14 protein-coding genes are annotated in these 17,282 nt (G+C 55.3%); 4 read left to right on the top strand and 10 right to left on the bottom strand.

Going from position 1 to position 17,282, the window contains the following annotated elements:
• The first annotated feature begins 39 nt into the window (after positions 1-39).
• On the top strand, positions 40-1,500 hold the full coding sequence (dtpD, locus tag ABVM99_RS12975) for a dipeptide permease DtpD (protein WP_000856793.1): 1,461 nt from the start codon (positions 40-42) through the stop codon (positions 1,498-1,500).
• Positions 1,501-1,548: 48 nt separating this feature from the next.
• On the opposite strand, the gene glnB is transcribed toward dtpD, so the two are convergent.
• From glnB to purL, 5 genes are all read right to left on the bottom strand, one after another.
• Positions 1,549-1,887: a nitrogen regulatory protein P-II gene (gene glnB / locus ABVM99_RS12970; RefSeq protein ID WP_000717694.1), complete on the bottom strand. Its 339-nt coding sequence runs from the start codon at positions 1,885-1,887 to the stop codon at positions 1,549-1,551.
• Between the two features lie 76 nt (positions 1,888-1,963).
• Positions 1,964-3,298 carry a two-component system response regulator GlrR gene (gene glrR, locus ABVM99_RS12965; protein WP_024145489.1) on the bottom strand — a complete coding sequence of 445 codons (1,335 nt, stop codon included), beginning with the start codon at positions 3,296-3,298 and terminating at the stop codon, positions 1,964-1,966.
• Positions 3,298-4,062, bottom strand: a complete 765-nt coding sequence (gene qseG / locus ABVM99_RS12960; RefSeq protein ID WP_001054239.1) for a two-component system QseEF-associated lipoprotein QseG — start codon at positions 4,060-4,062, stop codon at positions 3,298-3,300. The genes glrR and qseG overlap by 1 nt, the downstream gene beginning before the upstream one ends.
• A gap of 1 nt (position 4,063) precedes the next feature.
• Positions 4,064-5,494, bottom strand: a complete 1,431-nt coding sequence (qseE, locus tag ABVM99_RS12955; RefSeq protein WP_001670672.1) for a two component system sensor histidine kinase QseE/GlrK — start codon at positions 5,492-5,494, stop codon at positions 4,064-4,066.
• 649 nt (positions 5,495-6,143) lie between these two features.
• Positions 6,144-10,031, bottom strand: a complete 3,888-nt coding sequence (purL, locus tag ABVM99_RS12950; RefSeq protein WP_052938316.1) for a phosphoribosylformylglycinamidine synthase — start codon at positions 10,029-10,031, stop codon at positions 6,144-6,146.
• A gap of 24 nt (positions 10,032-10,055) precedes the next feature.
• On the opposite strand from purL, the gene ABVM99_RS12945 reads away from it, so the two are divergent.
• Both ABVM99_RS12945 and mltF read left to right on the top strand, forming a co-directional pair.
• On the top strand, positions 10,056-10,286 hold the full coding sequence (locus ABVM99_RS12945; RefSeq protein ID WP_001667158.1) for a hypothetical protein: 231 nt from the start codon (positions 10,056-10,058) through the stop codon (positions 10,284-10,286).
• Positions 10,287-11,831, top strand: a complete 1,545-nt coding sequence (gene mltF / locus ABVM99_RS12940; RefSeq protein ID WP_001650370.1) for a membrane-bound lytic murein transglycosylase MltF — start codon at positions 10,287-10,289, stop codon at positions 11,829-11,831.
• Between the two features lie 50 nt (positions 11,832-11,881).
• Here the strand turns inward: mltF and tadA are convergent, their stop codons facing one another.
• Genes tadA through murQ form a run of 4 tightly spaced genes read right to left on the bottom strand, consistent with a single transcriptional unit; the run spans position 11,882 to position 15,362 of the window.
• Complete coding sequence (tadA, locus tag ABVM99_RS12935; protein ID WP_001134564.1) at positions 11,882-12,433, bottom strand: tRNA adenosine(34) deaminase TadA; 552 nt, start codon at positions 12,431-12,433, stop codon at positions 11,882-11,884.
• Between the two features lie 24 nt (positions 12,434-12,457).
• On the bottom strand, positions 12,458-13,093 hold the full coding sequence (gene yfhb, locus ABVM99_RS12930; protein ID WP_000253558.1) for a phosphatidylglycerophosphatase C: 636 nt from the start codon (positions 13,091-13,093) through the stop codon (positions 12,458-12,460).
• A 3-nt stretch (positions 13,094-13,096) separates the two neighbouring features.
• The gene (locus ABVM99_RS12925; protein ID WP_000361660.1) at positions 13,097-14,458 is read right to left on the bottom strand and encodes a PTS transporter subunit EIIC; all 1,362 of its coding nucleotides are present in this window, start codon (positions 14,456-14,458) and stop codon (positions 13,097-13,099) included.
• Positions 14,459-14,468: 10 nt separating this feature from the next.
• Entirely contained in the window at positions 14,469-15,362 is an 894-nt protein-coding gene (gene murQ, locus ABVM99_RS12920; protein ID WP_001048531.1) for an N-acetylmuramic acid 6-phosphate etherase, read from the bottom strand.
• A 115-nt stretch (positions 15,363-15,477) separates the two neighbouring features.
• Here murQ and ABVM99_RS12915 point away from each other — a divergent pair, with 115 nt between their 5' ends.
• Positions 15,478-16,326, top strand: coding sequence for a MurR/RpiR family transcriptional regulator (locus tag ABVM99_RS12915; protein ID WP_000995703.1), 849 nt, complete (start codon positions 15,478-15,480; stop codon positions 16,324-16,326).
• Positions 16,327-16,364: 38 nt separating this feature from the next.
• On the opposite strand, the gene ABVM99_RS12910 is transcribed toward ABVM99_RS12915, so the two are convergent.
• On the bottom strand, positions 16,365-17,282 hold the full coding sequence (locus ABVM99_RS12910; RefSeq protein ID WP_023195393.1) for an oxidoreductase: 918 nt from the start codon (positions 17,280-17,282) through the stop codon (positions 16,365-16,367).

Raw genomic sequence — 17,282 nt, 5'->3', positions numbered from 1 at the left:
GCTTGCCACTTCCCTTTTTTCACGCAGCAAGGAGACTTTATGAAAACACCCTCACAACCGCGCGCGATTTTTTACATCGTGGCGATTCAAATTTGGGAATACTTCAGCTTTTACGGCATGCGTGCCTTACTCATCCTTTATCTTACCCACCAGCTTGGTTTTAATGACAGCCACGCGATCAACCTCTTCAGCGCCTACGCCTCTTTAGTTTACGTTACCCCTATTCTTGGCGGCTGGCTTGCCGACCGCCTGCTTGGCAACCGCGTGGCGGTTATCACCGGCGCCTTATTGATGACGCTGGGTCATGTGGTATTGGGCTTAGAATCTGATTCAACGCTGAGTTTATATGCGGCGCTGGCCATTATTATCTGCGGCTACGGCTTGTTTAAATCCAATATTAGCTGTCTGCTGGGCGAACTTTACGCCCCTGATGACAACCGCCGCGACGGGGGATTCTCGCTGCTCTACGCCGCCGGGAATATTGGATCGATAGCCGCGCCGATCGCCTGTGGTCTGGCGGCGCAGTGGTATGGCTGGCATGTCGGCTTTGCGCTGGCGGGCGTCGGAATGTTCATCGGCCTGCTCATCTTTTTAAGCGGTCATCGCCACTTTCAGCAGACGCGCGGTGTTAATCGCCCCGCGCTGCGGGCGGTTAAATTCGCCCTTCCAACCTGGGGTTGGCTGGTATTAATGCTGTGTATCGCGCCGGTATTCTTCACCCTCCTGCTGGAAAATAACTGGTCTGGCTATGTGCTGGCCATTGTCTGCGTCTTCGCGGCGCAACTTATTGCCCGTATTATGGTTAAATTTCCCGAACACCGTCGCGCCTTGTGGCAAATCGTTCTGTTAATGATCACCGGCACTCTCTTCTGGGTTCTGGCGCAGCAGGGCGGAAGTTCGATCAGTTTATTCATCGACCGTTTTGTCAACCGCCACTGGCTGAATATGACCGTCCCCACCGCATTGTTCCAGTCGGTCAATGCGATTGCGGTGATGGCGGCGGGCGTGGTGCTGGCGTGGCTGAGCAGCCCGAAAGAGAGCGCCCGCTCGGTGCTGCGCGTCTGGCTTAAATTTGCCGTGGGGCTGGTATTAATGGGCGGCGGTTTTATGCTGCTGGCGCTAAACGCGCATCAGGCCCGGTTAGACGGGCAGGCATCAATGGGAATGATGATCGCAGGGCTGGCGCTGATGGGCTTTGCGGAGCTGTTTATTGATCCGGTCGCGATGGCGCAAATTACCCGCCTCAACCTGCCTGGCGTCACGGGCGTACTAACCGGTATTTATATGCTGGCGACCGGCGCGGTCGCTAACTGGCTGGCTGGCGTCGTCGCGCAACAAACCACGGAATCGCAAATTAGTGATACGGCGGTAGCCGCCTACGGACACTTTTTCTCGCAAATGGGCGAGTGGACGCTAAGTTGCGTGGCGCTGATCGTCGCCATTGTCGGCCTGAGATGGGTTTGCACCCGGACTACATCGGCGCTACCGCAGGGCGATTAAACGGTGGTTCGCTGCCCACAAGGAGGAGACGGGCAGCGAATCGGCACATCAGATAGCCGCGTCGTCTTCTTCGCCAGTACGGATACGAATAACGCGGGCGACATCAAAGACAAAGATCTTACCGTCGCCGATTTTCCCCGTCTGCGCGGTACGAATGATGGTATCAACACAGGTATCCACGATGTCGTCAGGCACAACGATTTCAATTTTTACCTTCGGCAGAAAATCCACCATATATTCCGCGCCGCGATACAGTTCGGTGTGGCCTTTTTGACGGCCAAAGCCTTTGACTTCAGTGACCGTCATGCCGGTAATACCTACCTCGGCCAGCGCTTCACGGACATCGTCCAGCTTGAAGGGTTTAATAATCGCATCAATCTTTTTCATGCTATTCCTTGAAAAGGTCGCCTGTGTTTTGATCGGTTAAACGTAACATATTTCGCGCTACTTTACGGCATGAAAACTACTCTTTGAAATCATTCGCATCCAGTTCGTGACGGGAGAGTAGCTTATAGAATTCCGTGCGGTTGCGCCCCGCCATCCTTGCCGCGTGCGTCACGTTACCTTTGGTAATTTGCAGTAACTTGCGCAGATAGTTCAGTTCAAATTGGTTTCGCGCTTCGGCAAAGGTGGGCAGCGCGGTGTTTTCGCCTTCCAGCGCCTGTTCGACCAACGCATCGCTGATCACCGGCGAAGAGGTTAACGCCACGCATTGTTCAATGACGTTGACCAGTTGGCGCACGTTGCCCGGCCAGCTTGCCGTCATCAGCCGTTTCATTGCATCAGTAGAAAAGGCGCGAACAAACGGTTTATGCCGCTGTGCCGACTGTCTGAGCATATGATTAGCCAGCAGCGGAATATCCTCGGTACGCTCCGCCAGCGCCGGAATTTTCAGGCTCACGACATTCAGCCGGTAGTACAAATCTTCACGAAATTCGCCCCGCGCCATCGCCTTCGGCAGATCGCGGTGCGTCGCGGAAATAATTCGCACGTCGATATCAATATCGCGATTGCTGCCCAGCGGCCTGACTTTGCGCTCCTGTAACACCCGCAGCAGCTTCACCTGTAACGGCGCGGGCATATCGCCAATTTCATCCAGAAACAGCGTGCCGCCTTCCGCCGCCTGGAACAACCCTTCACGATTGCTCACTGCGCCGGTAAAGGCGCCGCGCGCATGGCCGAATAATTCGGACTCCAGCAACTGTTCCGGTAACGCGCCGCAGTTGATGGCGACAAACGGCTTGTTACTGCGCGGGCTGGCATTATGAATCGCCTGTGCGAAAATCTCTTTTCCGGTGCCGCTTTGTCCGTTAATCAATACGCTGACATCCGACTGCGCGACCATGCGCGCCTGTTCAAGCAGTCGCAGCATCAGCGGGCTACGGGTAACGATAGCGTTGCGCCAGCTATCGTCCGTCGCGGGAGCGGACTGCTCCAGCGCTTCATCTATCGCTTTATATAACGCGTCTCTGTCGATCGGCTTCGTCAAAAAGCTGAATACGCCTTTCTGGGTAGCGGCCACCGCATCCGGAATAGAACCATGCGCCGTCAGAATGATAACCGGCATTCCCGGCTGTACTTTCTGAATTTCTGTGAACAGTTGCATACCATCCATTTCGTCCATGCGCAGGTCGCTTATTACCAGATCCACTTTTTCCCGATGCAGTACCCGCAGTCCTTCCTGGCCGCTCTCTGCAGTCACGACGCTGTATCCTTCACTGGTCAGGCGCATACCGAGCAATTTCAGTAACCCGGGATCGTCATCGACCAGCAGCAGGTGCGCCGGTTTACGGCTTATCATGGCGTTACCTCATCTTGTGACGGCGACGGCGCCGCGCCATCTTCAGACGTCGCGGGTTTGTCATTCGTATGCGGCGTATCGGCGTTGTAATTCCCTGCCGGTTTTCGTGTCGAAAGCTGGCGCTCAATATCGGTTAAACTCTCCAGCTTACGGGTGGTAAGATCGAGCTGCGTTTGCAAGGCCTGTTGCTGCTGGCGCAGCGCATCCAGCTCACTATCTGACGTTTGCTGGAGTTTGCTATAACGCTGACGTTCGGCAGAAAGCGCCAGTTGCAGCGCCTGACCGTCATGCCAGATTTGGTAGACGGGCCGTACCTGAGCCGGTATTTGCGCGCTTAACGCCTCCAGACGGGTCACTATGGCGCGCCGCTCCGGCGGCGTAATTTTTGCATCCGCCAGTAAGATCCCGCGCCTGAAGGCATTCTGCCAGTTATCATCCGTCAACGCGCGCGCCTCTGCGCGCGACTGAACCGGCATCAGACGATCGGCGCAGTCAATCGTGCGTAGCCAGTACAGCGGATTCGTCTCCACCGCCTGCCCGCGTAGCGACCAGATATCCGCGCACGCCGTCGGGAGATAATCCGCCAGTTGATAATGGGGGAGCGTGTCCTGCGCTGCGCTACCGGGCAGTTGCTGTGAAGCATGGGGAACACATGCGGTCAGCGCCAGACACGATATACCCACCGGTATTCCCCACCGCAAAAGGCATCGTTTAATAGTTTGGACAAAAACGTGTGACATACGCACCAGGCTTAAATTCATATTAGTGTTTGTCAGATGCAGGCAGCGGCAGCGAGATGCGAAAACAGACTTCCTGCGCGTTGTCATCCACCAGTTGGATCTCTCCCTGCATTCGACGAATACAATCTCTGGCGATACTCAGCCCTAACCCACTGCCTTTTACCGCCCCTTTTCGCTGGTGGCTTCCCTGGAAAAAAGGCTCAAAAATCATTTCTCTTTCGGTTTGCGGAATCGGCTCGCCGCTATTAACCACATCGATATAAACCGTGGAGCCCTGAGAGCGGCTACGGATACAAATGTTACCGGATTCAGCGCCATAGTGCACCGCGTTGGAATAGAGATTATCCAGCACGCTCATCAGCAACATGGGCTCTGCTATGCAGCGTTCGGCCTCCAGGTCGACATCGGTATGCATCATTTTAGCGCGGGCAGGCAAACTGTGGGCGGAAACCACCATATCCACAAGCGGCGCGATATCGACCGCTTCCAGCTCTGTGGCACTGTCTACCAGTTTCCGGTTGTAATCAAGCAATTGCTCAATCAATTTTTGTAAATTACGACTGCTGTCATCCAGAATATCGACCACCTCTTTTTGCTCCGGCGTCAGCGGCCCAACCACCTGATCGGCCAGCAGCTCTGTCCCCTCGCGCATACTGGCCAGCGGGGTTTTCAGCTCATGGGACAAGTGACGTAGAAACTGATGGCGCTGGGATTCCAGCCACGCCAGACGCTCACTCAGCCAGATAATGCGCTGCCCCACCGATCGTAATTCACGCGGACCGGTAAAGGTGACGGTATTCCCCAAAGAACGGCCTTCGCCCAGGCGATTAATCATCCGTTCAATTCCTTTCACCGGCCCGATAATCATGCGGGTAAAAAGTAGCACCATCGCCAGACTCACCAGAAATAGCACCAGCGCCTGCCAGCCGAAAAATTGTCCGCGCTCGGCGATTTCTTGTTGTAACTGCTGCCCGCGCGAGTAAACCACAGTACGCGTCGCCTGCACCATTTCCGTATTCGCGTTGGCAAAGGCCTCCAGGCGCGCGGCCGCTGCCGCTTCCGGGCCGCTATCTTTACACTGCAATTGCGCCAGCGCATTTAAATCCTGGCGTAACGCCTGATACAACTTATCATCAGGCAAGACGCCGGCATGGGCGTCCAGCATATCGCTATAGCGCTTACGCTGGCTTTGATACACTTTTGCCAGCGTCGGATCGTCAAGCACGCAATACTGTCGGTAGCTTCGCTCCATCTCCAGCGCGACGTTGGTCATCGCCTCGCTGCGCCGGGCGTCAATAAGCGTGCTGCGGTTAGTCACCGCAGCCTGATCGCTTAACGCGTTAAGGCTTTGCCACGCCTGCCAGGCCAGAACCAGCAACGGCAGCAGGATTAGCAAAAAGGCCAGCATGACCAATTGTCGTAAAGAACGGGGGAAAACAGACCAGCGCTTCAACGTGTCGCTCACATAAAAGAAGAATAAAAAAGATGCTAACCGAGGGAAGCGCCAGATACAACAAAGCCGGGCTAAACCCGGCTTTGTTATGGAATAAGGCGGTGCCTAACTCGACGTTTCGCCCGGAGGTTGATAAAGCTACGCTATTATCAGAAGTTGGACGGCAGGCACCTTGTTGTGCGTCATTCGAAGTTTATGTAGCGCGTCCCTAAGGGGCTGACATAAGAAGGTGAATGAGCCACTGGTTATCATTATGCAGTAATTGTGCCAACATTCAAAAGACTTTGTTAACACAATGATAGATATGAAAAATATCGTTATTCATGCTAAAAATGGCTCTGTCTGTTTTTTGCCCTTTCTGTCGCCAATCAGCAACACCTGTAACACCTAAAAATAAAACAATTTAAAATCAAATAGTTAAATGTCTCTTTTTGGCGACAACCTATCCCCCACTCATGTCGGGATTTCCCGACACTTTAATCTTGCGGCATAAGCACTAGTTTATTGCCGGATGGCGGCGTAAACGCCTTATCCGGCCTACCGCTTGACGTTCAAGACGGTAGCTTCAACCGCGCTTCCCCGTGGGCCTGATAAGCGCCGTCTACAAAAAAGCCCCTCGTGAAGAGGGGCTTAATGGCTATCGGGCTAATTAACCTAGCTGCTTACGCGCATTACGGAAGATACGCATCCACGGGCTATCCTCGCCCCAGTTTTCCGGGTGCCAGGAGTTGGCGACGGTGCGGAATACGCGTTCCGGATGCGGCATCATAATCGTCACCCGACCATTTTCGGTCGTCACCGCCGTGATGCCGTTCGGCGAACCGTTCGGGTTAGCCGGGTAGGTTTCGGTCACCTTACCAAAGTTATCAACGTAGCGCAGGGCGACCAGGCCTTTGCTCTCAAGCGCGGCAAGATGCGCATCGTCCCGCACCTCAACGCGCCCTTCCCCATGGGAAACCGCAATCGGCATCTGTGAGCCTACCATTCCTTGCAGCAGCAGCGATGGGCTTTGCGTCACTTCCACCAGGCTGAAGCGGGCTTCGAAGCGGTCAGAATGGTTACGTACAAAACGCGGCCACAGTTCGCTGCCCGGGATCAGTTCGCGCAGATTCGACATCATCTGGCAACCGTTGCACACGCCCAGCGCCAGCGTCTGCGGACGATGGAAGAAGGTTTCGAATTCGTCGCGCACCCGATGGTTAAACAGAATGGATTTCGCCCAGCCTTCGCCCGCCCCCAGCACGTCGCCGTAGGAAAAGCCGCCGCAAGCCACCAGCGCATGGAAGTTGCCCAGACCGATACGACCGCCCAGCAGGTCGCTCATATGGACGTCAATCGCGTCAAAGCCCGCACGATGGAACGCCGCCGCCATCTCCACGTGAGAGTTCACCCCCTGCTCGCGCAGTACAGCGACTTTCGGTCGTGCGCCTGTCGCAATGTACGGCGCGGCGATATCTTCATTAATATCAAACGACAGCTTCACGTTGAGGCCCGGATCGGCATCATTCGCTTTCTCCTCGTGTTCCTGGTCTGCACATTGCGGATTGTCGCGCAGACGCTGCATCTGCCAGGTCGTTTCCGCCCACCAGACACGCAGCGTAGTGCGGCTTTCGCTGAATACCGTCTGGTCATTAGCGGTAATCACAAAGCGATCGCCAGCCAGGGCCTGACCAAGGTAGTGGACGCAGTCAGCAAGGCCGTACTGCGCCAACAGCGCTTCGACCGCGTCTCTGTCTTCAGCGCGTACCTGAATCACGCCGCCCAGCTCCTCGTTGAACAGTGCGGCCAGATGGTCATCGCCCAGCGCGGCGATATCGACCTGCACGCCGCAGTGGCCGGCAAAGGCCATCTCGGCCAGCGTCACCAGCAGACCGCCGTCGGAACGGTCGTGCCAGGCCAGTAATTTACGCGCAGCGACCAGCGCCTGCATGGCGTCATAGAAGCCTTTCAGTTGCGCGACGTCACGCACGTCCGCGGGTTTGTCGCCAAGCTGACGATAGACCTGCGCCAGCGCCGTTGCGCCCAGCGCGTTGTGGCCCTTGCCAAGATCGATCAGCAGCAAGGCGTTATCTTCCGTTGACAGCTGCGGCGTAAGGGTGTGACGCACGTCTTCCACGCGGGCAAACGCGGAAATCACCAGCGACAGCGGCGAGGTCATTTCGCGCTGTTCGTTACCTTCCTGCCAGCGGGTTTTCATCGACATCGAATCTTTGCCCACCGGAATCGTCAGGCCAAGCTGCGGACAGAGTTCCTCTCCCACCGCTTTAACCGCGTCATACAAACCAGCATCTTCGCCAGGATGACCGGCTGCCGCCATCCAGTTAGCGGAAAGCTTGATGCGCTTGATATCGCCAATCTGCGTCGCGGCAATGTTAGTCAACGCTTCACCGACGGCCAGACGGGCGGAGGCGGCAAAGTCCAGCAGCGCCACCGGCGCGCGCTCGCCAATCGACATCGCTTCGCCGTAGTAGCTGTCGAGGCTGGCGGTAGTGACCGCGCAGTCAGCTACCGGGATCTGCCACGGGCCAACCATCTGGTCACGCGCCACCATACCGGTGACGGTACGGTCGCCAATAGTGACAAGGAAGGTTTTTTCCGCCACGGTCGGCAGATGCAGAACACGCTTTACCGCGTCGGCAATCGTGATATCCGCGCGGTTCAGCGCATCGCCTTTCGCCTTCAATGTTTGCACATCGCGGGTCATTTTCGGCGTTTTGCCCAGCAGGACATCCAGCGGCAGGTCGATCGGCTGATTGTCGAAATGGTTATCATGCAACGAGAGATGCTGTTCTTCGGTAGCGTCGCCAATGACCGCATACGGCGCGCGTTCGCGCTTACACAGTTCATCGAACAGCGGCAACTGGTCAGCCGCGACCGCCAGTACGTAGCGCTCCTGGGATTCGTTACACCAGATTTCCAGCGGGCTCATGCCCGGCTCGTCGCTAAGAATGTCGCGCAGTTCGAATTTCCCGCCGCGCCCGCCGTCGCTCACCAGCTCCGGCATCGCATTGGAGAGACCGCCCGCGCCCACATCATGGATAAACAAGATTGGGTTAGCGTCGCCCAACTGCCAGCAGCGGTCGATCACTTCCTGGCAGCGGCGTTCCATTTCCGGGTTGTCGCGCTGAACAGAGGCAAAATCGAGATCCGCATCAGACTGGCCGGAAGCCATTGACGATGCCGCGCCGCCGCCGAGGCCGATATTCATCGCCGGGCCGCCAAGGACGATCAGCTTCGCGCCCACGACGATCTCGCCTTTCTGCACGTGATCGGCGCGAATATTACCGATCCCGCCCGCCAGCATGATCGGCTTATGGTAGCCGCGCAGCTCTTCGCCGTTGTGGCTGTTCACTTTCTCTTCATAAGTACGGAAGTAACCGGTCAGCGCCGGGCGACCAAATTCGTTGTTAAACGCCGCGCCGCCCAGCGGACCTTCGGTCATGATATCCAGCGCGGTGACAATACGTTCCGGCTTGCCAAAATCCTCTTCCCACGGCTGTTCAAAGCCCGGAATACGCAGGTTGGAAACGGAGAAGCCCACCAGCCCGGCTTTTGGTTTCGCGCCACGCCCGGTGGCGCCTTCATCACGAATTTCGCCGCCGGAACCGGTCGCCGCCCCCGGCCACGGAGAGATGGCGGTTGGGTGGTTATGCGTTTCGACCTTCATCAGAATGTGCGCGGGCTCCTGATGAAAATCGTAACGGCCGGTATTGTGGTCGGCGAAGTAGCGCCCCACCGCAGCTCCTTCCATCACCGCGGCATTGTCTTTATAGGCAGAGAGCACATAGTCCGGCGTGGTTTCGAAGGTGTTTTTAATCATTTTAAACAGCGACTTCGGCTGCGGTTTACCGTCGATAATCCAGTCGGCGTTAAAAATCTTGTGGCGGCAGTGCTCGGAGTTCGCCTGGGCGAACATGTACAGTTCGATATCGTTCGGGTTGCGCCCCAGTTTGGTAAACGCCTCCTGCAAATAGTCGATTTCATCTTCCGCCAGCGCCAGACCAAGACGCAGGTTGGCGTCAATTAACGCCTGACGGCCTTCTCCCAGCAGATCGACACTGGAAACTGGCGCAGGCTGATGGTGGATAAACAGTTTTTCCGCATCGGTTAAAGAAGAGAACACCGTCTCCATCATACGGTCGTGCAGCTCTGCGGCCACTTGTCGCCACTGTTCCGCCGTCAACGTCGAAGCCTCGATATAGTACGCTACGCCGCGCTCCAGACGATCAACCTGTTGTAGGCCGCAGTTGTGGGCGATATCCGTTGCTTTTGAAGACCAGGGGGAGATGGTACCAGGACGCGGTGTGACCAACAGGAGTTTATCCGCCGGCGTATGGCTGCTAAGCGCCGGGCCGTACTGCAGCAGACGGGTAAGCTGCGCCTGCTCGCTATCATTTAACGGGGCGTTCAGGTCAGCAAAATGGACATACTCAGCGTATATATTGTGGACCTGGAGGTTGGCAGCCTGAAAGCGCGCCAGCAGTTTATTGATACGGAATGCAGACAGTGCAGGCGAACCACGCAGAATTTCCATCATAAGTCTCTCGTCTTCTAAGCTTCGGTGTGCGCAAGGGGGGAAACGGCCGTCATTATAAAGAATCTGACGCGCCGACGAAACCGTTTGCGTAGAAATAAAATCACCGCTTTTTCTTGTCATACGGTGCGGCTATCGTTGCGAATAAGTTGCCAACTGGCGCATTGTTACGCAAAATGCCGCTCATTAATGACTTATCTATTGCAGCAAAACATCTTTTTCAGCCCGAGGCAACGCACGATCCAGAGAATTAACTAATTGAAAAAATTAAAGATTAATTATCTGTTCATCGGCATATTGACGCTGCTGCTGGCAGCAGCCCTTTGGCCCTCAATCCCCTGGTTCGGTAAAACCGAAAACCATATCGCCGCGATTCAAGCCCGGGGGATACTGCGCGTCAGTACGATCGACTCGCCATTAACCTATTCCGTTATCAACGGTAAAAAATATGGTCTGGACTATGAACTGGCGCAGCAGTTCGCCAACTATCTCGGCGTGAAGCTGAAAGTGACGGTGCGCCAGAATATCAGCCAGTTGTTTGACGATCTGGATAACGGCAATGCCGACCTGCTCGCGGCAGGGCTGGTCTACGACAGCGCGCGCGTTAAAAACTATCAGCCTGGTCCCATGTATTATTCGGTTTCGCAACAGCTCGTTTACCGGGTCGGACAATATCGCCCACGTTCGCTGGCGACCGTTAACGAGAATCAGCTTACCATTGCGCCAGGGCACGTCGTGGTCAATGATTTACAGCGTTTAAAAGAGACAAAGTTTCCCGACCTGAGCTGGAAAGTGGATGATAAAAAAGGCTCGACGACGCTGCTGGAAGAGGTCATCAGCGGCAAGCTGGATTACACCATTGCCGATTCAGTGGCGATCAGTCTGTTTCAGCGCGTTCATCCCGAACTGGCCGTGGCGCTGGATGTCACGGATGAACAGCCCGTGACCTGGTTTAGCCGACTGGACGACGATAATACGCTCTCCGCCGCGCTGCTCGATTTTTTCAATTCGATCAATGAAGACGGGTCGTTGGCGCGGATCGAAGAGAAATATCTGGGGCATGGCGATGATTTCGACTACGTTGATACCCGCTCTTTCCTGCGAGCGGTGGATAACGTCCTGCCGGAGCTGGAGCCGTTATTTAAAAAATATGCCAAAGAGATAGACTGGCGCCTGCTGGCGGCGATTTCTTATCAGGAATCACACTGGGACCCGCTGGCGACCTCGCCAACCGGCGTGCGCGGCCTGATGATGCTGACTAAAAATACCGCCCAAAGTCTGGGGCTGACCGACCGTACCGATGCGGAGCAAAGCATCAGCGGCGGCGCTCGCTATCTTGAAGATATGATGGCTAAAGTTCCCGAAACCGTTCCGGAAGACGAGCGTATCTGGTTTGCCTTAGCCGCCTACAATATGGGTTATGCGCACATGCTCGATGCCAGATCGCTGACGGTAAAAACCAAAGGCAATCCGGATAGCTGGACCGATGTGAAGCAGCGTTTGCCTCTGTTAAGCCAAAAACCGTATTACAGTAAGCTAACCTACGGTTACGCGCGTGGACATGAGGCTTATGCTTATGTGGAAAATATCCGTAAATACCAGATAAGTTTAGTGGGGTATTTGCAGGAAAAAGAAAAGCAGGAAGCGGAAGCCATGAAACTGGCGCAGGATTACCCGGCGGTGTCGCCGGAGGAGCTGAATAAAGCGCCCTTCCCCCTCCTGTCGTTTTTATCGCAGTCATCAGGCTACCTGACGCATTCGCCGTCTTTACTGTTTACGCCGCAGAAGAAAGAAGAAAAATAGCGCGATGGTCTTATCGGATGGCGACGCGCAACGTCTTATCCGGCATTGCGCTATACTGTCGGCCCCGCGCCTTCCGCACGGTCGGCTTTCTTCAGGGCTTTAATTTCCTGACGACGCATACGGAAAAAATCACTGAGCAGCGTCGCACATTCATCGCGCAGCACCCCTTCAATAATGTCGACCCGGTGATTCATTCCCGGATGGTGCAGCACATCAATTAGCGATCCGGCCGCGCCGGTTTTTGCATCGCGCGCGCCAAAGACAACGCGTCCAATGCGGCTATGCACCATAGCGCCTGCGCACATCACACAGGGTTCCAGTGTGACATACAGCGTGGTATCCAGTAACCGATAATTCTGCAATACCAGACCGCCCTGACGCAGCGCCATTATTTCAGCATGCGCAGTAGGATCGTGGCGGCCAATGGGTCGGTTCCAGCCTTCGCCAATGACGCGATGGTTATGCACCAATACCGCGCCAACCGGAACCTCGCGTTCGTCCCAGGCGCGTTTCGCCAGCGTCAGCGCGTGGCGCATCCAGTATTCGTGATCTAATTCGACATCAGACAAAGAGGTAACTCCGGTAATGAAAGCGGGCGGCATTATACACAGACGCTATGCGTTTCACTATTCGAGCTGCTGCAACTCGCCGTGCGGCGTCACCCGCCAGCGATGCTGGCAAAAATAAAGCAGCGGGTTATCCTGTTTGCTGTCGCTGTAGCCGCTATAAAGACGCAGCGGCGTACCGATTTTACGTTCCAGTTGCGCGACTTTTTCATGGCCCAGACAGCGCACGGTTAATACCCAGCCGCCATACCGTCGCGCCATCTGACTGGCGATGAGGTTAACGCGCGGCAGCCACGGCGTATCAAAATAGACTTGCTCTACCAATGATTGCGGAGAACCGGTAATAAGCCAGATATCCGCGTCAGAGCTCAATAGATAGGTGGTCAGACGCTCCTGTACAACCGGAAACGCCGTGACGTTAGCGCGAAACCAACGGACAAAATCCGCCTGATGCGCCTGCAAACGCGTTTCGCTATGGCCAAAAGTACAGCCCCACAATAACAGACTCATCGGCCAGCGGGCCGCACGCCCTTTTACCAGTAAACCGATACCGATAATGGGCAACAACGGCAGTACGAGCAGCGCATTTAGCGGCTGACGGCGCAGCAAATAACGCAGAAAACTGCCGAACATATCCTGTTGATGTAACGTTCCATCCAAATCAAAAAAGACGACACGACGCTCGTGGCTGACCAAACCTTACTCCTCTGGATCATTGAACCCCAGCAGCCAGGTAAAAATAAACCCGGCAATTACCGCTATTAAATAGCCTAACAGATAGAACAGGACTTTTCCGGCAACAATTGTTAATGCCAGCGGCAAACCGGAAATACCAAAGGTAATTACCGTCGCCACTTTCCAGTAGCTGATCAACGCCCCGCCTACCGCGCCGCCGAGGCAAGCGCCAATAAATGGCTTACCCAATGGCAGCGTGACGCCAAAAATCAGCGGCTCGCCAATCCCCAGCAGTCCGACCGGAAGCGCGCCTTTAATCACCTTTTTGAGCCGCGCATTGCGGGTTTTCATCAGTACGGCAATGGCCGCGCCTATCTGACCAACGCCCGCCATCGCCAGGATGGGAAACAGCGCGTTATAGCCGTGCGCTTGCACCAGCTCCACATGAATAGGCACCAGCCCCTGATGCAGCCCGGTCAGTACCAACGGCAGGAAGGTTCCGGCTAACACCGCGCCCACCAGAAAACCGCCGCGATCGATAGCCCAGGACGCGCCGTGAGCAATAGCGTCTGAAATCCAGCCGCCAAGCGGTTGCAGAGCGACAATCGCTACCGCGCCGGTGATAACAGTCGTCAATAAAGGGTTAAGAATTAACTCCAGCGACCCCGGCAGCAGCTTACGGAACTGGCGCTCAATCCAGCACATTAACGCCACCACCAGCAGGACGGCGATGACGCCGCCCCGTCCCGGCTGAAGCGCCTCGCCAAAGAGCGTAATCTGCGCCAGTTGCGGGCTGGAAAGGATCCCCGCCATCACGCCGCCTAACGCCTGCGATCCGCCAAAGACTTTCGCGGTATTGACGCCAACCAGAATGTTCATGATAGCGAACACCGCGCTACCAAATATCCCCATCAGGCCCAGCAGGTTAGGATAGTGGACGGCAACATCGCCGACGATATCCGGACGTTTAAGAATGTTGATAATGCCGGTAATCAAGCCGGATGCGATAAAGGCGGGGATAAGCGGTATAAAAACATTCGCCAGCTTACGCAACGCATCGCTCATCGGCGCTTTATACTTCGCTTTCGCCTCGGATTTGGTACGCGCCATAGCATCGTCCGGCTTTACACCACCTGCGGCAATCTGCACGCGCATCGCATCAACCACCTGCGCAGCCTTCCCCGGCCCAACGATCAGTTGATGTTGCTCTCCTTGCTTTACGTATCCACTGACGCCAGGCAACGCTTTTAAGCGCGGAATATCCAGTTGGCTGTCGTCCTGTACCTCCACCCTGACTCGCGTCATACAGTTTTCCAGGCGCAGAATATTTTGCTCTCCGCCGATACCACGTAAAATGTCGCTGGCGAGCGCTGCCGTCTTATCCATACACACCTCTTTAGTGTTCTAACGCCGCCCTTAAAAAGCCCTGATGAGCGGCGAGTTTTTCCCTGGCGGCTGCAGCATCCAGCCCCGTAAGCGCCATCAAAATGGCGGGCTTAACCTCAAAATCGGTCTGTTTCAGCAACGTTTCCGCCTCTTCACGACCTATCCCGGTCGCTTCAACGACCATCCGACACGCGCGATCGACCAGTTTGACGTTGGTGGCTTTCATATCCACCATCAGGTTTTGATAGACCTTGCCGAACTTCACCATCGCGCCGGTAGAAATCATATTGAGTACCATTTTCTGCGCGGTGCCGGATTTCAGCCGCGTGGAGCCGGTAAGCGCTTCCGGCCCGACAACGGGCGAAATGGCGATATTAGCCTCCCGCGCAATAGGCGAATCTGGATTACAGGAGACGGCAACAGTGGTACAACCGGACTGTCGCGCATAGCGCAGGCCGCCAATCACATAGGGTGTACGACCCGACGCCGCGAGCCCCACGACCAGATCCTGTTCTTGCAGATTTAGTGCGACAAGATCGTCTTCGCCTGCCTGTTGGCTGTCTTCCGCGCCTTCGACCGCTTTCAACAACGCGCCCGGCCCGCCGGCAATCAGCCCGACGACCAGACCGTGCGGAACGCCAAACGTCGGGGGGCATTCTGAGGCATCCAGTACGCCAAGCCGACCACTGGTGCCCGCGCCCATATAGATGATACGTCCGCCAGACTTCAGCGCCGCCGCCGCGGCATCCACCGCACGCGCAACGTCAGGCAGAGTGGCTTTTACTGCTTCCGCTACCAGCGTATCCTGTTCATTAAAACGCTTAACTAATTCAGGAGTAGGCAACGCATCCAGATCCATCGTTTGCGGGTTACGGGTTTCAGACACTAAGGTACCGAGATTCATTTTTGTCCCTCTGGAATTTTTAATTCATAATAAGCGTCCATGATGGAATAGAATATTCCCCCAGGCGAGTGAAATTTCGTTTTGTCGTCGCCATCACGTTTCGCAGGAGCTGCCCATGAACTGTTTGATTCGTATTCGCCAGCGTTATCCGGATCTCGCGCAAAGCGACAGGAAACTGGCGGATTATCTGCTCGCGCAACCGGATACGGCGCGGCATCTGAGCTCGCAGCAACTGGCGGCTGAAGCGGGCGTCAGCCAATCCAGCGTAGTCAAGTTCGCGCAAAAACTGGGGTTTAAAGGGTTTCCGGCGTTGAAACTGGCTCTCAGCGAAGCGTTGGCCAGCAATCCTAATCCGCATTCCGTTCCCGTTCATAACCAGATTCGCGGCGACGATCCGATGCGTCTGGTCGGGGAAAAATTAATTAAAGAGAATGTGGCGGCGATGCACGCCACGCTGGACGTTAACAGTGAAGAAAAGCTGTTAGAAAGCGTCACGATGCTGCGCCACGCCCGCCGTATTGTGATCACCGGGATTGGCGCCTCTGGGCTGGTGGCGCAAAATTTTGCCTGGAAGCTACTGAAGATTGGCATTAACGCGGTGGTTGAGCGCGATATGCACGCCCTGCTGGCGACGGTGCAGGCGCTGGCGCCGGAGGATCTGCTGCTGGCGATCTCTTATTCCGGGGAGCGGCGCGAGCTGAACCTGGCGGCGGACGAAACATTACGCGCAGGCGCGAAAATCCTGGCCATTACCGGTTTTTCTCCCAACGCCTTGCAGCAGCGCGCCACCCGCTGTCTGTATACGATTGCTGAAGAGCAAGCGACGCGTAGCGCCGCTATCTCCTCGACACATGCGCAAATGATGTTGACCGACTTACTGTTTATGGCGCTGGTACAACAGGATTTAGAGCGGGCGCCGGAGCGTATTCGCCATAGCGAGGCGCTGGTAAAAAAACTGGTTTGAAAATGGCTCTTCCGCCTCATGCAGAAGAGCCATCAAGTTTATTGCGCTTCTTTCGCGTGAATCAATTGCGTCAGGAGTGTGTTAACCGGTACGGCAATATTGTTCTGAGCGCCGATTCGCGCAATCGCACCATTTAAATAGTCGATTTCAGTCAGTCGGCCTTTATGTAAATCCTGATGCATAGAAGGATAGTGGTGGCCGCTCTCACGCGGATCGAACACTTTCTTCACCGTATTCATCACCATTTGCTCAGTCAACGGAATATTCTGGCTGGCAGCAACCAATACAAACTCAACAACTACCGCTTGCGCTAAATCTAAAGCACCAGGCCGCTGACCAAATCCGCCGACATTACAATCCAGTAGCGCGCAATAGGTGTTCATTACGCTATTAAAGGCTGCTTTCTTCCAGATCGATAATAATACGTCAGGGCTTATTTCAGCATTCAATCCAGCGCTATTAAGGGTGGCAATGACCTTAGCCTCTTGAGCCGAATCCTGGCTGGCAATCGGCTGCAGTTCAATCGTTCCGGTACCGGTGGCCATAATATGCCCAGCCCCCTCCAGTTCGCTGGACCATAACGTCACACCCGCATAGATTTTCTGCCGATCGACATATTTCTCCAGCGTTTCAATATTTCCCAGACCGTTAGATAAAATCATCACCACTTTCGCGGCTGGCAGTAATGGCTTAATACGCTGTAACATGCTATCCAACTGCATGGCTTTGGTAAACAGAATAACCAGCTCAAACTCCCCCTGGGATTCATCAGCCAACATAGCAGGGATGGGGTAATACTTCTGAGTCGTTTCCGTTTCGACAAACAACCCCTTGCTACGAATAGCGTCGACATGCTCCTGCCAGCTATCGATAAGCGTCACGTCGTGCCCGGCCTCCAGCAGCATATAGCCAAAACGACATCCCATAGCGCCTGCACCTGCGATTGCAATTTTCAT

The organism is Salmonella sp. SJTUF15591 (assembly GCF_043356435.1).
Taxonomy (GTDB): Bacteria; Pseudomonadota; Gammaproteobacteria; order Enterobacterales; family Enterobacteriaceae; genus Salmonella; species Salmonella enterica.
The sequence above is the reverse complement of the archived record's forward strand: the minus strand, read 5'-3'. Positions and strand labels throughout refer to the sequence as shown.

Excerpts from the sequence above, each read along its gene's own strand:
- dtpD (WP_000856793.1), top strand. The coding sequence starts at position 40 with ATGAAAACACCCTCACAACCGCGCGCGATTTTTTACATCGTGGCGATT.
- glnB (WP_000717694.1), bottom strand. The coding sequence starts at position 1,887 with ATGAAAAAGATTGATGCGATTATTAAACCCTTCAAGCTGGACGATGTC.
- qseG (WP_001054239.1), bottom strand. The coding sequence starts at position 4,062 with ATGAATTTAAGCCTGGTGCGTATGTCACACGTTTTTGTCCAAACTATT.
- purL (WP_052938316.1), bottom strand. The coding sequence starts at position 10,031 with ATGATGGAAATTCTGCGTGGTTCGCCTGCACTGTCTGCATTCCGTATC.
- tadA (WP_001134564.1), bottom strand. The coding sequence starts at position 12,433 with ATGCCGCCCGCTTTCATTACCGGAGTTACCTCTTTGTCTGATGTCGAA.
- ABVM99_RS12925 (WP_000361660.1), bottom strand. The coding sequence starts at position 14,458 with ATGGATAAGACGGCAGCGCTCGCCAGCGACATTTTACGTGGTATCGGC.
- murQ (WP_001048531.1), bottom strand. The coding sequence starts at position 15,362 with ATGAATCTCGGTACCTTAGTGTCTGAAACCCGTAACCCGCAAACGATG.
- ABVM99_RS12915 (WP_000995703.1), top strand. The coding sequence starts at position 15,478 with ATGAACTGTTTGATTCGTATTCGCCAGCGTTATCCGGATCTCGCGCAA.
- ABVM99_RS12910 (WP_023195393.1), bottom strand. The coding sequence starts at position 17,282 with ATGAAAATTGCAATCGCAGGTGCAGGCGCTATGGGATGTCGTTTTGGC.